Annotated in this window: 15 protein-coding genes; 3 read left to right on the forward strand and 12 right to left on the reverse strand. The window is 60.3% G+C overall.

Annotation, left to right across the window (positions count from 1 at the left end):
- Positions 1-107: 107 nt before the first annotated feature.
- The 7 genes from MON38_RS03735 to MON38_RS03765 form a co-directional block, all read right to left on the reverse strand.
- Positions 108-1172 carry a branched-chain amino acid aminotransferase gene (locus tag MON38_RS03735; RefSeq protein ID WP_241934787.1) on the reverse strand — a complete coding sequence of 355 codons (1065 nt, stop codon included), beginning with the start codon at positions 1170-1172 and terminating at the stop codon, positions 108-110.
- A gap of 146 nt (positions 1173-1318) precedes the next feature.
- Entirely contained in the window at positions 1319-1867 is a 549-nt protein-coding gene (locus MON38_RS03740; RefSeq protein ID WP_241934788.1) for a cob(I)yrinic acid a,c-diamide adenosyltransferase, read from the reverse strand.
- Between the two features lie 14 nt (positions 1868-1881).
- Positions 1882-2601: an ABC transporter ATP-binding protein gene (locus MON38_RS03745; protein WP_241934789.1), complete on the reverse strand. Its 720-nt coding sequence runs from the start codon at positions 2599-2601 to the stop codon at positions 1882-1884.
- A 31-nt stretch (positions 2602-2632) separates the two neighbouring features.
- On the reverse strand, positions 2633-5413 hold the full coding sequence (locus MON38_RS03750; protein WP_241934790.1) for a tetratricopeptide repeat protein: 2781 nt from the start codon (positions 5411-5413) through the stop codon (positions 2633-2635).
- 3 nt (positions 5414-5416) lie between these two features.
- Entirely contained in the window at positions 5417-5704 is a 288-nt protein-coding gene (gene gatC / locus MON38_RS03755) for an Asp-tRNA(Asn)/Glu-tRNA(Gln) amidotransferase subunit GatC (RefSeq protein ID WP_241934791.1), read from the reverse strand.
- A gap of 27 nt (positions 5705-5731) precedes the next feature.
- Positions 5732-6559 carry a lysophospholipid acyltransferase family protein gene (locus MON38_RS03760; RefSeq protein WP_241934792.1) on the reverse strand — a complete coding sequence of 276 codons (828 nt, stop codon included), beginning with the start codon at positions 6557-6559 and terminating at the stop codon, positions 5732-5734.
- Between the two features lie 45 nt (positions 6560-6604).
- Complete coding sequence (locus tag MON38_RS03765) at positions 6605-7186, reverse strand: NUDIX domain-containing protein (protein ID WP_241934793.1); 582 nt, start codon at positions 7184-7186, stop codon at positions 6605-6607.
- Between the two features lie 445 nt (positions 7187-7631).
- Here MON38_RS03765 and MON38_RS03770 point away from each other — a divergent pair, with 445 nt between their 5' ends.
- Together MON38_RS03770 and MON38_RS03775 are read left to right on the forward strand one after the other, a co-directional pair.
- Positions 7632-7886, forward strand: a complete 255-nt coding sequence (locus MON38_RS03770) for a hypothetical protein (protein ID WP_241934794.1) — start codon at positions 7632-7634, stop codon at positions 7884-7886.
- 115 nt (positions 7887-8001) lie between these two features.
- Positions 8002-8592: a ribonuclease HII gene (locus MON38_RS03775; protein ID WP_241934795.1), complete on the forward strand. Its 591-nt coding sequence runs from the start codon at positions 8002-8004 to the stop codon at positions 8590-8592.
- Positions 8593-8692: 100 nt separating this feature from the next.
- Here MON38_RS03775 and MON38_RS03780 read toward each other — a convergent pair whose 3' ends face one another.
- The 3 genes from MON38_RS03780 to MON38_RS03790 form a co-directional block, all read right to left on the reverse strand.
- Entirely contained in the window at positions 8693-9136 is a 444-nt protein-coding gene (locus tag MON38_RS03780) for a response regulator (RefSeq protein ID WP_241934796.1), read from the reverse strand.
- 74 nt (positions 9137-9210) lie between these two features.
- On the reverse strand, positions 9211-10734 hold the full coding sequence (locus MON38_RS03785; RefSeq protein WP_241934797.1) for a sensor histidine kinase: 1524 nt from the start codon (positions 10732-10734) through the stop codon (positions 9211-9213).
- Positions 10735-10751: 17 nt separating this feature from the next.
- Positions 10752-11126, reverse strand: coding sequence for a CZB domain-containing protein (locus MON38_RS03790; protein ID WP_241934798.1), 375 nt, complete (start codon positions 11124-11126; stop codon positions 10752-10754).
- Between the two features lie 194 nt (positions 11127-11320).
- On the opposite strand from MON38_RS03790, the gene prfB reads away from it, so the two are divergent.
- A protein-coding gene (prfB, locus tag MON38_RS03795; protein ID WP_241934799.1) for a peptide chain release factor 2 occupies positions 11321-12398 on the forward strand; the annotation gives its coding sequence in 2 pieces (ribosomal slippage) (positions 11321-11380 and positions 11382-12398; 1077 coding nt in all).
- Positions 12399-12505: 107 nt separating this feature from the next.
- Here prfB and MON38_RS03800 read toward each other — a convergent pair.
- Positions 12506-13942, reverse strand: coding sequence for a SusD/RagB family nutrient-binding outer membrane lipoprotein (locus MON38_RS03800; protein ID WP_241934800.1), 1437 nt, complete (start codon positions 13940-13942; stop codon positions 12506-12508).
- Between the two features lie 12 nt (positions 13943-13954).
- Positions 13955-17272 carry a SusC/RagA family TonB-linked outer membrane protein gene (locus tag MON38_RS03805; protein WP_241934801.1) on the reverse strand — a complete coding sequence of 1106 codons (3318 nt, stop codon included), beginning with the start codon at positions 17270-17272 and terminating at the stop codon, positions 13955-13957.
- Positions 17273-17417 lie beyond the last annotated feature (145 nt).

The following is a 17417-nucleotide window of genomic DNA, read 5'->3' on the forward strand; positions in this document are numbered from 1 at the left end:
TTTCTACTAATCGGCTGTCATCCTGAGCGCAGCGAAGGACCTCAGCACGTTCGCAGGATATGCTCTTCGGTGATAAGGTTCTTCGCTGCGCTCAGGATGACAGAAAGCTACACGGCCACCATCCAGTTGTGCACATCGGCGCCTTCGCCGCTGCGAATGGCGTCCAGCGCCGCGCTCACACGCTTCGAGAAGCCGTCGGGGCGGGTGGCGGGCACTTCATAGTCCTGGCCCTCGTAGCCGATGACGGCAATGGGCGCGATGGTCGCGGCCGTGCCTACGCCGAAAGCTTCTTCCAGCTTGCCGGCCTTCAGGGCCTCGATGATTTCGCGGCTGCTCACTTTGCGCTCTTCCACGGTCAGGCCCATGTCGTGAGCCAGCTCCAGCACGCTGCGGCGCGTGATGCCATCAAGAATGCTGGTGCTGAGGGCGGGCGTAATCACGCGGCCATCGACCACGAAAATGGCATTCATCGTGCCCGATTCTTCCACGTAGCGGTGCTCCGAGGCGTCAGTCCAGATGAGTTGGTTATAGCCTTCCTGCTGAGCCAGCTTGGTGGGGTACATGGCCGCGCCGTAGTTGCCGGCATTTTTGGCGTAGCCCGCGCCGCCTTCGGCCGAGCGCACGTACTTCTGCTCGAAGCGCACGCGCAGCGGCTTGTTGTAGTACAGGCCCACGGGGCAGGTGAAAATCACGAAGCGGTAGGCCTCCGAGGGGCGCACGCCGATGAAGCCATCAGTGGCAAACATGAAAGGACGGATGTAGAGCGAGCTGCCCGCGAACGTGGGCACCCAGCCGGCATCAAGCTTGATGAGCTCGCGCAGGCCCTGCATAAACAGTTCCTCCGGAATGGTGGGCATGCACATGCGCTCAGCCGAGGCGTTGAGGCGCGCCCAGTTGTCGAGCGGACGGAACAGGGCCACGCCGCCGTCGGCCTGGTGGTAGGCCTTCATGCCCTCAAAAATGGCCTGGCCGTAGTGCAGAGCCGAGTTGGCAGGGCTCACCGAGAGGTCGCCGTAGGGCAGAATCTGAGCATCCTGCCACTCGCCGTCGCGGTAGTCGACCACAAACATGTGGTCGGAGAATACCTTGCCGAACTCCAGGTGGTCGAAGTCCTGCGTGGCCAGCCGCGAGTCCGTCGTCGGCAGGGTATGAATGGTGAGCGTTTCAGTCATAAAAAGGGCAATTTCAGGGTACGCGTGGGTGGGATTTTCCGAGTACGGAGATGGAGGGGAGAACGATTAGAGAAGCAGGAATTTCGCTACAAAGAACGGGATAATGTGGGGTCCACGGCCGGTTGCCAGCCCCAACACGGCGGGCCTCACATACGTGCCTGCCAGGTCACTTCTTCCACGCCCAGCTCGTGGGCCATGGCCCGGCTCAGCACAAACAGGAAGTCGGACAAGCGGTTCAGATAAACGGCAACGAGCTCGGCCACGAAAGATTCTTCGCCCAGATGAATCACCAGCCGCTCGGCGCGGCGGCACACGCAGCGCGCCACGTGCGCGTGGCTCACGGCCGGGTGGCCGCCCGGCAGGATGAAGGCGCGCAGCTCGGGCAAGTCGAGGTTGAGGCGGTCCATCTCGTCTTCCAATAGGGTGATGTCGGCCTCGTGCAGGTCGGGCAGCTTCATTTTCGACTTCTCCGGGTCGGCGGCCAGGGCCGAGCCGATGGTGAACAGGCGGTCCTGAATTTCCTTCAGCAGCGGCCGGCGGGCGGCGTTCACGTCCTGGTCGCGCACCAGCCCGATGTGCGAGTTCAGTTCATCCACCGTGCCGTAGCACTCGATGCGCAGGCTGCTCTTGGGCACGCGCGTGCCGCCAATGAGCGAGGTGAGGCCTTTGTCGCCGGTTTTGGTGTAGATTTTCATGTAATGATGTGCTGTTAATGGCCCGCCACGGCGTGCTTCATGATGTCGTGGTTCACCTCGTCGGTTTCCACCAGCCCGTCGCGCAGGCGCACAATGCGGTGGGCGTAGCGGGCAATGTCCTCCTCGTGCGTCACCATGATGATGGTGTTGCCCTTGGAGTACAGCGCCTCAAACAGGTCCATGATTTCGTGGCTGGTTTTGGAGTCGAGCGCGCCGGTGGGTTCGTCGGCCAGCAGCACACTGGGGTTATTCACGAGGGCGCGGGCAATGGCCACGCGCTGGCGCTGGCCGCCCGACAACTCGTTGGGGCGGTGCGAGGCGCGGTCGGCCAGGCCCACGGCGCGCAGGCTTTCGAGGGCGCGCTCGGTGCGCTCGCGCTTGTTGAGGCCCGCATAGATGAGCGGCAGGGCCACATTATCGAGGGCCGTGGCGCGGGGCAGCAGGTTGAAGCTCTGGAAAACGAAGCCGATTTCCTTGTTGCGCACTTCGGCCAGCTGGTTGTCGCTCATGCGGCTCACGTCCTGCCCGTTGAGGATGTACTGGCCTTTGCTGGGCGTATCGAGGCAGCCCACAATGTTCATCAGCGTAGACTTGCCCGAGCCCGACGGCCCCATAAACGCCACGTATTCGCCGCGCTTAATTTCAATACTCACCGACACCAAGGCGTTGATGACCTCATGGCCCATCACGTAGGCTTTGGCGATATCGGTGGTTTCGATGACGTTCGGATTCATAAGAAAAGACTTTTTGCAGAAGAAAAAGGGCTTATTGCCCGGGCGAAACAGCCGGCGCGCCGGCGAAGGACGCCGCCGCGGCCGTGCGGGCTGCCTGCCGCGCCGCGTATTCGGCTGCTAAAGTAGCCGCTGCCGCCGGCGGCAGCCGCCGACGCAGCTCCGCCAGCGCCTCGGCCGCGTATTCGGTGAGGCCAGCATCGGCCGCCGCCAGCACGTAGGCCCGTAACAGCGGCAGCGACGCAGGGTTTTCGTTCAAGCCGGCCCGCAAGGCCGCGTAAGCCGCCTGGGCCTGCCCCTGCCGCGTGTAGAAAGCCGCTGCCGCCAGAACAGCGGCCTCGTTGAACGGCGCCTCGCGCACGATGCGCTGGTAGCTGCCCCTAGCGGCCGGCACTTCGCCTTTCGCGGCGGCGGCCTGCGCGGTAGCCAGCCAGTCGGCCCCAATGCGAGCGGCGGATTTCGCGGATAGAGCCGGTAAGGCCAACTGTTCCTGCACCCGCCGGCCCTGCCGCTGCTGCGCTGTATCGGCCAAAGCCAGCAGGCGTGCCGTAGCGGCTTTCACCGAATCGACTTCGCCGCTCAGAGCCAGCGCATACACCCGCATTGCGGATGCCTGCGGGGCACCGTGCGAAGCGGCAAAGCCCAGCTGGTCGGCGGCCGTGGCATACTGGCCCTGTTGTAGCTGCCACAAGCCCAGCAGTTGCTGGTAGTAGGCAGCGGTAGCCGAAGTACCGGAAGCCAGCGGCAGCAGCAGCTGGCGCGCTAGTAGCTCCTGCCCACGCGCATGGCGGCCCAGCGCCTGCAGAAACAACAGCTGCTCGTAGTAGTCGGCATTGGCCGGCTGGCTGGCCAGTTGGTTCAGATGCTGGAACAGCGCCGGGGTAAGCTGCGCCGGGTTCCGAATCACGGCCAGCAACACGCTATGGTATACCTGCGCGAAACTGGCCGCGTCCAGCGCTACTGGCCCGGCACCGGGCGCAGGCAGGCCCACGGCCAATGGTGCAGCTGTGCGCAACTGAAGCAGCGTGAGGTTGCTAAGCAGCGCGGGCTCATCGGGGCTGGCCTTTAGCTTCACAGCCTGCGCCCGGGCTTCATTCAGCAGGTTTTGGCCGATGAAATACCCCAGCTGGTTGGTGCGGCTGGCGTAGCTGCCCGGGGCTAGTTGCTCGGCTTTATCGAGGTAATGGGCCACCGAATCGGTAAGGGCAGTTTGGGTAAAGAGCTGGGCCAAATCGCCGGCCAGCGGCGCACTATGCGGCTGGGCTTTCAGGCCACGGCGCAGGATATCGAGCCCCTCAAACAGGTCGTCGGGCTGGTCATAGAGCGAGGCCAGCCGTACTGAAACTTTTTCGTTGGGACCACGCAGCAGAGCGCGGCGGAGCGAATTAATTTCATTCTGGCGCTGCTGGCGGAAGCGGTAGAGCGCCGCCCGGCCCAGCTCGGCGTGCAGGTTGGCGCGGTAGAGCACGTCGCCGCTTTCGGCGTAGTAGCGTTCGGCCAGGCCAGCCTGGGCCAGGTCGTCGGGGGCAGCTTCGCTTTGCTGGCGGGCCAGGTCACCCAGCATATTGAACTGTCCGGCCCGCACTTGGTCCGGTAGCGGGAAGCTTTGGCGCGACTGCAGAAAGATAATGCCCCCAATGCCCAGCACATACACCGCATAGAACGGCAGCCGGCGCGGCTCAAACACCACCCGATACACCCGCAGCCGCTGCTTAATCAACGGCCCGAAGTTTATCAGCACATACAGCAGAAACGCCGCCCCCAGCAGCCCCAGCGCCGCGCCCGTGAAACTGCGGGCCGCTACCAGCAGCGGCGTATTGGCCGTGGCAAACGCGTAGCCCAGCGCGCCCGCAGCGCCCAGCACCGCCAACGGGTACAGCTGCGCCGCCCCCGTGCCGTAGGGCAGCCACTCGCCGTAGCTGGGGACTCGCAGCCGCAAACCCAGCCAGCCCGTTACTACGGCCGGTAGTAGCAGCACCAGTGGGTCCAGCGTCAGGCCGGGCCATAGTTCCAGGTTGCCATTATTCCAGATATACAGCAGCAGCGTACCCACGTAAAGCCCCGCCGCCAGCACAAACGGCACCAGCCCAAAGCGCCCGGCTGGTTGCTCGGCCTGGGTGTTCAGCCACAGCAGGGCGCGCACGTTCTCCACGCCTACCCACAGCACCAGCAGCGCCAGCAGCACCGCGCCGCCGGTGGTGGCGTAAGCGGCCAGCTCCAGTGTCGTTTCTTCGGTTGAAATCAGGCTTTGAGTATAAAGCACCACGCTCAGTGCGGCCACAACTCCACCGATGATGAGCACTCGCCAGCGCAGCGTTAGTCCCTCGGCAAACGCATGCAGCCCGAAAGCCCCGCCGCCAATTAAGCCCAACATCAGGTACAGAAAATACCGCTCACTGGTGCCAAACAGGCCCAGCGACTCGGTACTGAGCGACATGAGCAGGAAGATAACCGGCACCATGCCGGCCACGAACGGCCCGCGCGCCAGCGTGCTCACCACCGCCACCCAGCCCACCAGCGCCCCGGCCAGCAGCAGCAGAAAAATAGCCGCCGCCACCGGCTGCGTATAGGGCCCCGCCACGTCGTGCGTCAGCGTGGTTACGAAGCCGCTGGCCTGCACCGGCAGGTACACCGGGCCGGCCGCCACGCTATCCAGCGTCAGCACCTGCGGTTGCAAATGCGGCACCGTGCGCAGCGGCAGCGTGCTGGTCTCGCCCGTGAAATAATAATAATAGCCCACCAGCCCCACGGCCAGCGCTGCCAGCCACACCAGCCAGCCGGGCCGCGCGGAGCGGCTGGCAACTTGCGCCTTCATCAATTAGTCGAGCACTTTGGGCACGCGGAAGTAGTCGGAATCCTTGCGCGGGGCATTGCGCAGGCCTTCCTGGTGGCTCACGGTGTTGCGGGCCTCGTCGTCGCGCAGCACGTTGATTTCCTGCGACAAGTGCACCAACGGCTCCACGCCGGTTGTATCCAAGCCTTCGAGTTGGGCCACGAAATCGAGAATATTGTTCAGGTCGCCGAGCATCTGCTGCTCGCGGGTCGCGTCAAATTCGAGGCGGGCCAGGTGGGCCAGGCCGCGCAGGGTACCAAGGTCGGTGCTCACGTTCAGTTATGAGTTAAAAGTTAGAAGTTAAGAGTTGGTGGTTTCGCGCTGCGGCGCGGTGGGCGCAGCGGTAACCGGGGCCCGCCAGGTGCTCGGACCAGGTTTCACGGCTCCTTCGGGCAGGAAATCACCCGCGAGCTGGGTCGCCACTTTTTCCTTCAACGCCGGAATATCGGCCAGCGTGAGCCCGGCAGTGGGAATAGGCGGGTGGAAAACAATTTTAAGCCGGTGGTAGCGCACGCGCAGGCCCTTCTCCACATCGGGCATAAACATGTGGTTCAGCGGCATGCCCACCGGCACCAGCGGCACGCCCGCCTCAATGGCCATCTGGAAAGCCCCATCCAGCAGCGGCAGCAGCTCTTTGCCGGGCTTGGGCGAGATGCGGCCCTCGGCGAAAATGGCAATGCTTTTGCCGGCCGCCAGCCCACGCCGCGCCGCCACCATGGCCCGGCCCCGGCTCACGGCGCTGCTGCGGTCGACGGTAACGTACACGCTCCCGAAAATCGGCCCCCACACCGGCACCTTGGCCAGCGAAGCCTTGCCCATCATGTTGAGAAACCCGGGAATGTACTTGAACAGCAGCATGATGTCGATGTACGAACCGTGGTTGGCCACGTACACGCAGGGCTGCGGGTTGGGGCCCGGGCTTTCGCGCACTACTTCGACCGGCACGCCCCACATCGTAATCGACAGCCACGACCAGAAGCGGTTCAGCCGGTGCACCACGTATTCGCCCCCCGGCCGCCGGCTGAAATACCACTGCAGCGGAAAGGTGAGCACAAACGGCACGATGAACCAGAACGTGGCCCACGTAGTATAGAGGCGCTGGCCGAGGTAACGAAGCAAGTGGCGCATGCCCGCAAAGGTAGTTTCTGGTTTCTTGTTGCTGGTTTTCCCGGCCTACTGGCCCCGCGCGGCCAGCACCTTCTCGGCTTTCAGCAGGCCGGCCACGCTCACGCCGTCCGTAATGCGGTCGTCCATCACCATCCGAATGGCTTCGGCCAGGGGCAATTTCCAGAGGCGCAGGTCTTCGGTTTCCTCGGGTTCCACGTCGCCCATCGTCAGGTCTTCGGCCAGAAACACGAAGCCTTCCTCATCCGTCACCGAGTTGGAGGTGTGCAGGCGGGCAATGCGCGTCCAGCGGGCCGCCGTGAGGCCGGTTTCCTCGCGCAACTCGCGCTGGGCCGATTCCAGCACATCCAGCTCCACCAGCCCGCCGCCCATCGGAATTTCCCAGCTGTACTCGTTCAGCGGGTAGCGGTACTGGCCCACCAGCCAAGTGTTGCCGTCAGCGTCGACGGGCACGATGCCCAAGGCCTTATTCTTCATCGTCACCACCCCGTAGATGCCGCGCCCACCGCCCGGATTAAGCACAACGTCTTCGCGCACCGAAATCCACGGGTTGTGGTATTTAACTTCCGAGGTCAGGGTTTGCCAGGGGTTATGGTTGGTATCGACGGCGGGGGCAGGGAATTGACTCATATCAGCAGAACCGAAAAGTTGGTGGTCAAAAATACGGATGCCCCGCCCAAAGCCCTTTCCGCTCGCCGTTCAATTGCATGCATCCGCCGGTTGCATACGCCAATTGGTCGGGATAATTCCGGCTTTTATCAAAAAACACTTGCGCTCCCCTCCCCCAATAGTGTACCTTTGAATCATAAGTACCCCCGCACGGGCTGGAAATGTGGAAAGGAAGGACCTCTCGTGCGGCGGCGCTCTGGCCAAAAAGGTGGGGTAGACACCTTCCGGCCGGACCCGCCACTTTAAGGTCATCGCACTTGTGCGATGACCTTTTTTTGTGCCCATTGGCGAGCACCCATCCATACAGGCAGCATTATGTATGCCTGGCCAGCCATTAACCCCGCCCGGGCTCCTGCCGTATGCAGATTGCGGCCGCCGCACACATTCCGGCAGCCCCTTTCTCTCGATGGCCACCAACTCCAAAAAGCCCGCTGATAAAGCCCCCACCGCCGGCGACCCGCTCTTCAACCTCCACCACGCCGAGGCCGAAGCCGAACTCGCCAAAACTACCGGCGGCCTCGGCCCCACCACCAACGAGTACGTTTCGACCGATGAAGAAGCCGACATCGACGAGGCCATTGCTCCGCGCGACAGCCAGGGTTTCGTGCGCGGCGAGAACTCCTCCAACGTAACCGGCAGCAGCGCCGGCGACCACAAGTAGCCGCCGCCTGTTATCTCCTTTTTCCGGCCCGGCCGGGGCTGCCCAGTGGGTGGCCCCGGCCGGGCTTTTTGTTGAAATAGCTGCCGACGCATTGGTGCCCCGTATTTTTGCCCCAATGCCAGTTCGTACTCCTCTCCTTATTTCCTGCACTGCCCAGCCCTTCGAGGCCGGCCTCGATGAAGCCGGCCGCGGCTGTCTGGCGGGGCCGGTATTCGCCGCCGCCGTCATTCTGCCCGCCGATTTCACGTCGCCCTTGCTCAACGATTCCAAGCAGCTCAGCGAGAAGCAGCGCAGCCTGCTGCGCCCCCAAATCTGCGCCGAATCGGTGGCCTGGGCCGTAGGGCAGGCGTCGGTAGCAGAAATCAGCAGCCTCAACATTGCGCAGGCCAGCTACCTGGCCATGCACCGGGCCGTGGCGGCGCTGGCGGTGTCTCCCACGCATCTGGCCGTCGATGGCAACCGTTTCCGGCCGCTGGCAGGCTTTCCACACACCTGCGTTATCGGGGGCGATGGACTGTACCGCCACATCGCGGCGGCCTCGGTACTGGCCAAAACTTTCCGCGACGAGCACATGGAAGAACTGGCCGCCGAGTTTCCCGACTATGGTTGGCAACAAAATGCCGGCTACCCCACGGCCAGCCACCGCGCGGCCATTCGGGCGCATGGCCCCAGCCCGCACCACCGCATGGGCTTCCGGCTGCTATAAAAACGGTCATTCCGACGAAGGAGTAATCTGATTAAACCCAGTTGGGTCAATTTTCAGGTTCCTCCTTCGTCGGAATGACAGCTCCTATTCGGGTAGTCATCTATTCCTTCAGCTTCAGCAAGTCCAGAAACAGGCTGAAGCCATCGACGCTGGTGCCACCTTCGCCGAAGGTGTCGAAGCTCAGAGGCTTGATGATGTAGCCGCTCACCGCCAGCTGCTGCGCCTTCAGGCGGTCGGTGTCAAGGTCGGAGGTGGTCATGATAAACACGTTCAGGTCGGCAAACTCGGGGTCGGCCCGCAGAGCTTCCAAAAGCTCCAGCCCGTTCATGCGGGGCATGTTGATGTCGAGCATCGCCAGGCTGGGCTTGGCAATTTTGGGCTCGCCGCCTTCGCCGCGCAGCATTTTCAGCGCTTCGCGCCCGTTGCGGGCGTGGATGATGGGCACGTTGATGTTTTGCCGCCGCAGTTCGCGCTGCACGTTCATGACGTCCATTTGGTCGTCTTCAACGAGCAGGATACTGGGGGCTGAGTGGTCGGGGGACATAGGTGAGGAAAGTTGGCTACTGCGGGAACATACCCGGGGCCGGCGGCCGGAATAGCTTACGCAAGGCGCGGCAATTATGATACCGTGGCCACCACGGCCTTCACTTTAGGCGGCAGCTTGGGCCAGGTGAACGTGAATTTTGCGCCCTCGCCCTCAGCCGATTCGACGGTGATGCGGCCGCCCTGCCGCTCCACAATCTTCTTCACAATGGCCAGCCCCACGCCGGTACTTTCGAGCGTGTCGCGCTCGGTTAGGGTCTGGAAAATGACGAAAATACGCTCGTGGTACTCCGGGTCGATGCCCGGCCCGTCGTCGGCTACCGAAAACGCATAGAATTCGCCCGCATCGTCGCAGCCAATGTTGATGTGGCCGGTGGCCGGGTGGTCGTGGTACTTCACCGCATTGCTGATGAGGTTAGTGAACACCTGCTGCAGCTGCACGGCATCGGTGGTGAGGGTAGGCAGAAAGAAGGGCAGCTCGACGGCAAAACCGGCGGGCAGGCTTAGCGAGTCGATGATATCGCGCAGCAGCGTGCGCACGAACACCGTTTCCTGCTCGCGGGCCATGCGGCCAATGCGGGCCAGGTCTAAAATACCGGTAATGAGCTTTTCCATGCGGTGCACCCGCTGCCGCATCAGCGCCAGAAACTCGCGGATGTGCGCCGGCAACTGCTCTTTGCCCATGTCTTCCTCAATCCAGCGCGAGGCACTTTCGATGCCGCGCAAGGGAGCCTTCAGGTCATGCGACACCACGTAGGCAAACTGGTCGAGTTCCTGGTTGCGGTTTTCGAGCTGGGCAATGTTGGTGCCTACCGTGCGCGCCATGGCATTCAGGGCGGTAGTCAGCTCGCTCACCTCGTCGCGCGAGTTGTCGGTAATCTGAGTCGAATAGTCGCCATCGGCCATGCGCCGGGCCAGGTCCACCATGTTGCGCAGGCGGCGCGCAAAGCTGCGCACCAGATACGCAGCCCCCAGCAGCCCCAGCACCAGTGCCGCCACCGCCAGCGCCGCCGACACCCATTCGGCCCGCACAATGCTGCTGTCCAGGCGTTGGCGCAGCTGGCGACGCGTAGCCGCTTCCTGGCGCTCAAATTCGGCCAGTTGGGCCCGCATGCCATCCATTATTTGCTTGCCGGTCAGGTTCTCGGCCAGGCGGCGGTGGGCCAGGCCATCAATGCCGCGCTGCTGCGGGTTGCGCAGGCGGGCTTCGCGCTTTTCAGCAATCAGCAGGTGCGAATAGCCGGTCCACTGCTGAAACAGGCGCTGGGTCTGGTCGAGGCGCTGAATCTGGTTCGGGGCATCCTGTACTAAGTCGCGCAGGTTCAAGAATCGACCCACCATCTCGCGCTCGCCGTAATAGTAAGGGGCCAGCGTTTGCTCGTTGCCAATCAGCAGATAGCCCCGGAAGCCGGTTTCCATGTCCACGATGTTGCGCAGCAGCGTCACCGCTTCGTTCGATACGTGCTGGGAGGCTTCTACCTGCTGCGCGTTGCGCAGCACCTGCCCGGCCAATCGATAAGAAAAGACAACCACCACGGCAAACAGGGCCATCAGCAGCGCAATGCCCGCAAAAAGTTTAGTCGTGAGAGTTGTTTTCATGCAGTAATGCCGGTTGGTCAGGCCTCGGTACGCAACCGGGCTTCCATGGTTTGCAGCAGCACAACCATCTCATCGGCCAGTTGCTGAATGGTCGTATAATTGGCGCTCACTTGGTCATCCTGGCCGGCGTCGTGCAAGTCCATCAGCCGGTTAGCTTCTTTATGGATGAGTACGTGCTTCTGGTCGAATTGCCGGGCTTCGGGCAAATGCGCGTATGCTCCCCGTCCGCGCAGGCGGTTGGCAATCCATAGGCCCAAACCGCACTGCTCGGGGTCGCGCAGGGGGCCCGGTTCGCCGCCGTTGCCAAACAGGTAGGAGCGCAGCTTGCTCTTGAAATGCACATGCTTGATGCGCGCCGACTCAAAATCCTGCTTCAGCTCTTCCGTACTCATAGAAAATTGTTACCGCCCTCGTTGTCCTGCCGCCGCACCAGCAGCCGGCCGCAACTGCGCCAAAGATACTACTACGCCGCCGGGCACTGTTCCGGCCGATATATACGGTACTTTTACGCTTTGCTCCGGTGCGTTGCCGGGCAGGCTGTGGCTTATCTGGCTGCGCTGGAGCTCCATCTCCCATCTTCCCACCAATGACCCAAGACCAGATTAAGGACTTGAAGGGCCGCGCCGAGGCCCTGAGGAGGTATCTTTGACTACGATACCCGCAAAGAACAACTAGCCGCCTACGAGGCGAAAACCACCGCTCCCGGCTTCTGGGACGACTCGAAAGCCGCCGAAGCCACGCTCCGCGAAATCAAGCCCATTAAAACCTGGACCGACGATTTCGAGGCCGTGCAGCAAACGCTGGCCGATACCGAAGTGCTCTACGATTTCTACAAAGAAGGCGACGTGTCGGAAGCCGAAATGCAGGCCGACTACGACGCCACCCTGCAGAAGGTAGAAGCACTGGAATTCAAGCGCATGCTGTCCGACGAGGAAGACCAGCTTTCGGCCGTTATCGACATCAATCCCGGGGCCGGCGGCACCGAAAGCCAGGACTGGGCCGAAATGCTCATGCGCATGTACATCATGTGGGCCGAAAGCCACGGTTTTGGCGTGAAGCAGCTCAGCTACCAGCCCGGCGAAGGCGCGGGCATCAAGTCGGCCTCGCTCGAAATCGACGGCGATTTTGCCTACGGCTACCTCAAAAGCGAAATCGGTGTGCACCGCCTCGTGCGCATGTCGCCCTTCGACAGCAGCGGCCGGCGGCATACTTCGTTCGCATCCGTATTCGCCTACCCGGTGATTGATGACACCATCAACATCGAAATCAACCCCGCCGATATCTCCTGGGATACCTTCCGGGCCGGTGGCGCGGGCGGCCAGAACGTGAACAAGGTCGAAACCGCCGTGCGCCTCACGCACGCGCCGTCCGGCATCATCATCGCCGTGCAGATTGAACGCTCGCAGCTGATGAACAAGGAGCACGCCCTGCGCATGCTCAAATCGCGCCTCTACCAGATTGAGATGGACAAGCGCCACGCCGAGCGCGATAAGGTCGAAGCGACCAAAAAGCGCATCGATTTCGGCTCGCAGATTCGCAACTACGTGTTGCATCCCTACAAGCTCATCAAAGACCTGCGTACCGGCATCGAGCGCACCGACGTGCAGAATGTGCTGGATGGCGATTTGGATGAGTTTATCAAGGGCTTTCTGATGCAGAGTTAAGCTTGCATTGGTAGCGCGACCAGCGAGCCAAATACTCATCCAGCTTAGTATAGGACATAAAAAAAGGCCGTCGAAACCGACGGCCTTTTTTTATGCTTCCAGGCAGTTTAGAACTTATCCCAGAAAATCTTCGTGCTCACTTTGTCACCACCGATTGCCGCCGAAGCAGCGGTGTAGCTAGCCTTGTTCAGGTTTTGCTCGATAACCGGATAAGTGAGACGCAGCGGCAAAACACTCAGGGCCTGACCCGGAGCAGTCAGCACCGGATAATCCAAGCGGCGATACTCACGCCATGCGTCAACGGGCTGGCCATAGAGGGCAATCCATTTCTGAATGCCGATTTTCTCTTTGTAGCTGCCGGTCGTGCCTGCGGTAGCATAAGCAACGCTGGGCTGAGCCAGGTACGTAGTAGCGCTGGCAGCCGAGCCACCCCACTGCTGGATAGAAGCCGTTACCGCGCTGTTGTAGTGCGAAGCTGCAGTACCACCCACGGTGAAACCTCTTTCTACCGACTCAGCCAGCAGGAACTCTACTTCCGAATACGAAAGCAGTACGCCTGGCAAGGTCGGGTCTTCCAACTTTGCACCAGGTGCCGAGTAGGTAGCGTAGTTGTTGTTGGTGCCATAAACGCCACCACGGTATGTGCCGTTGGCAGCCAGCTTAAAGTAGCTGCTGCGACGGGGGTCATTCAGCGCGTTGAGACGGTTGATGAACGTGTTAGCGCCAACGAAGTCATAACGGCCGCTCTGAATCAGGTCTTCCCACAGCGGATTCGTGCTGGGAGCAGTCGAGAGGAAGTTGAGCTGGGCGTTATCAGCATTGCTGGTGAATACCCCGGGAGCAGCCTCCTGAGCATATTGCTTTGCTTTAGCAGCATCGGCATCGGCAATGGTCAAAGCCATGCGCAGCTTCAACGAGTTAGCAAACTTCTTGAAGAGTGCCACATCGCCGTGGTAGTACAACTCGCCGTTGCCGTCGAACGAACCATTGCTGTCGTCCATGTTAGCAATGTCCGTGGTGAGACGGGCAAACAAATCGTTGTAAATAGTTGCTGCATCATCGTAGGCTGGCAACGGGTTGCTGATGTCCAGCGCTTTCGAGTACGGGATGTTGCCAAAGGTGTCAACCAGCGTAGTCCAGCCGTAAACCTCCAGCACATCGGCAATGGCAAGCTGGTTTTTGCGCACCGACTCAGAAATGAGCGGGTCTGCAGCAATTACCCTCCTAGCCTCACGCAAGTCGGCCAGAGCATCGCGGTAAAAAGCCGTCCAGAAAGTCCCGGGGATAGGACGCGAAGACAGGTTGTAGATGCTTTCGTCGAAATACGTGGTCTGAGCCCAGTACTGTACGTACAGGCGGAAGTTGTTCAGGTTCACGTTCGTGCTGGTCACGTTACGGGCCAGGGTACGCTCAGCATTTGCAACCAACGTTACGCCGGGGGCTTTGGTGGCAGTCTTGGGGTTTACGTTGTATTCCTTCAGGCTATCCACGCACGACGTAGCCAGGAAGAGGGCCGTCGAGCAAAAGAGAAGAGTCTTTTTCATTACAGTATAAGATTAGAACCGGAAACGAAGGTTGGCACCCAAAGAGCGCACAGCAGGGAACGAACCCGAAGAGTAACCCTGACCCAGGTTGCCCGAGCTCAGCATGTCTTCCGGGTCAGCATCGGGCAGGTTCTTGTGGATAATCCACAGGTTGCGGCCGATTACCGAAAAGTCGATGCCCTTTACAGCACCCATTTTCGACACCAGGCCGGACGGGAGCGAATAGGTCAGCGATACTTCACGCAGCTTCACGAAGCTGGCATCGTACACGAATGCTTCGTTGGGGTTACGCAGGTAGCCATACAGGCCGTAGTTGGTGTTGCTGGTGCGGGTGGTGTTAGCTTGACCCGAAACATCTACACCGTTGATAACAGTTCCAGGACCGTACACACCGGGCAGAATTACGCCGCCGCTGTTAGCAGCGTAGCTGCCGTCGGCGTTGCGAACGATGGGGCTACGCGAAGGATTGCCCAGGTCGTTATCACCAGCAGTTTCCGGGGTCATGCCCGTAGCCAAACCGTAGTAGCGGTCGAGCGAGAACACCTGACCACCCTGACGAACGTCAACCAGGAAGTACAGCGAAATGCCTTTGTAGCTGATGGTGTTCGACACGCCACCTTTCCACTTGGGGTTGGGGTCGCCGATGATTTCGTTGGCGGTAGCCGTCTGGTTGTAGTAAGCAGCGGTAGCAAGCGTACCGGCAGCGTTTTTCGTCACGCGAATCGTCTTCTGGCCATTGCCATCGTAAACGAAACGGGTGCCACGCAGCGAGCCGAACGGCTGGCCAACGGTAGCGTTCGAGGTAACACCACCCTGGTACGAAGCCAGTACGATGTTGTCGAGGCCTTCGGTCAGCGAAATTACCTGGTTGCGGTTGGTGTACCAGTTAGCATTAATCGTCCAGGTTACGGCGCTGGTTTTCACCGGCGTCAAGAACGCACCTACTTCTACACCGCGGTTGCGGACTTCACCGGCGTTCACGTAACGCTGGCTGTAGCCGGTGGCCGTCGAGATGTTGAGGGGGATAATCTGGTTGATGGTGTTCTGCTGATAAACCGTGGCATTGAAGCCAAGGCGGCTGTTCAGGAAGTTCATTTCAACACCGCCTTCAAGGCTGCGGGTACGCTCGGGCACCAGCGCTTCGCTGTTCTTGGTGTTGGGCAAGCTGAAGAGCGGTACCGAGCCGAACGGCGTGGGCTTGGAGTAGTAGTCGTACACGCTCAGAGCGGGAGCACCCTGGCCTACTTCAGCATAGTTTACGAAAGCTTTGCCGTAAGACAACCACGGCGCAGCATCCTTGGTCAGTTCCGAGAAAGCGAAGCTCAGAGCGGCGGAAGGATAGTAGAAGGCATTTTTGGAAATTGGCAGGGTGGTCGATTTGTCCCGACGCAGGGTCAGGTCGAGGAACACCATGTCGCGCAAGCCGAAAGTTGCGCTACCGAATACACCGTCAACGCCTACTTTGTACTGGCTTTCCGAAGGAGGAGTCAGGGGGTCAACCGAGTTCGAAAGCGAATACAGGCCGGGAACCGACAGACCGTTGTTGGTGAAGGCGAAAATAGAGTTGAAGGACTGGCGACGCATGTTGGTACCCAGCAGGCCTTTGAAGGAGAAACCTTCGGTAATGTTAGCCGAGAAGTTACCAATCAGGTCGAAGTTGGCTTCTTTAAAGTTGTTGTTGAAGCGCGAGTATTCCGATACGCCTACGCTGCCCACGGCAATGCGCTCTTCCTGCATTTCGCTGTAGGTATCGAGGGTAACACGACCCAATACGTTAAACCAATCAGCAAACTTGTAGGTAGCGGCTACGTTGCCGAAGTAACGGTCACGACCGTCGGTTTCGTAGTTCTGTTCACGTACCCAGTAAGGGTTGTTCCAGTAGATGGGCTTCAGGTTGTCCGGGTCGGCGTAGTTCCAAGTAGCGTGGTAGCCACGGTCAGCGTTGCGCTCATAAGCAGCTTTCTGCTCCTTAATGTCCACGTTGGTCTGCCACCACTGACGCATGTTGGTCAGGATGTTGCCATCGCCATAGCCCGTGCCGTAGCGGCCGCGGCCCTGCACGTTGGTGTAGTTGATGGAGGCGCTGGTGGTGAGGCGGGGGGTCAGGTTCAACGAACCCGAGAAGTTGATGATGTTTTTGGTGATTTTGCTGTTCGGCATTACCCCGCGGTCATCGGTCCGGTTGTAGCCCAGCTTGAAGTAGCCGGTTTCGTTGCCACCATCAATTGTGATGCTGTTGTTGAGGGTGCTGGCGGTTTCGAAGAAAGTCGAGGCACCGTTGGCAGCAGCTACCCACGGCGTAGCCTTTTTGTAGTTGGGGGAAGTGGGGTCGAACGAATCCCACTGGTACACCAGCAAGCTGGGGTTGAAAGCACCACCGTACGAAGCGTCTTCCGACAGCGGCGCAACGAGTTCTTCTTTGCCGTTGCCCTGAATGTCGCGATACAGAAAGTATCCAGTAGGGTCTTCGTAGTAGGTGCCGTAACCAGCGCCGTAGCGCGTCTGGTGCTTGATGAAGGTGCTCTTGTCGATGCGACCCAGCGTAGCGCCGGTGTTTACCGTCACGTTCAGGCCACGCTTGCCTTTCTTGGTCGTAATCAGGATAACGCCGTTGGCGGCACGCTCGCCGTAGAGGGCGGTAGCAGCAGCACCTTTCAGTACCGTGGTCGAAGCAATGTCGTCGGGGTTCAAGTCGGCTGCGGCGTTGCCGTAGTCGTAGCCACCGCCACCGGTAGCTTGGCCGCTGCCGTTGGTGTTGGCGTTGCTAATCGGCACACCATCCACTACGAACAGGGCCTGGTTGTTGCCGAACAGGGATTTGGTACCGCGAATTACAACGTTCGACGAGCTGCCCAGGCCGTTGCTCTGGGTGATGTTCAGACCAGCTACTTTGCCAGCCAGACCGTTCACCGCGTTTGGGTTACGAGCAACCGTGATGTTCTGCCCATCAATCTGCGTAGCCGAGAACGGCAGCGAGTTGCGGCTTCTTTCCACGTTCAGAGCCGTTACTACTACTTCACCGAGTTGCTTGGCATCGGGTGCCAGTGCAACATCGAAGGTAGAGTTGGCACCAATCGGCAGCTCCACGGTTACGAAACCGATTGAGCTAATGGTAAGCGTGGTTGCCGTGGCCGGCGCGCTCAACGAGAACGTGCCGTCTACATTGGTTGAAGCACCCACAGTGGTACCTTTCACAAGTACCGTCACCCCGGGCAGGCCCTGACCGTTGGACCGGTCAGTCACTCGCCCGGAAAGGGAGCGGTTTTGAGCATGAACCTGCTGCAACAGGCCGGTCATCAGTAAGAGGACCATGAAAAAAAAGTGTTTCATGTAAAAGTGGAAGTGGTGAGTGAAATGTAAAAAGGTGAAAAAAAGAAAACGGGAACTCGTAAAAGAGTAATCCGTTGGCAAGGTATTACAAGTTTTTTTGTTACGCCAACATTAACCCTTCATTTCGACGCTTATTAGCCATACC

The organism is Hymenobacter cyanobacteriorum, assembly GCF_022631375.1.
Classification (GTDB): domain Bacteria; phylum Bacteroidota; class Bacteroidia; order Cytophagales; family Hymenobacteraceae; genus Hymenobacter; species Hymenobacter cyanobacteriorum.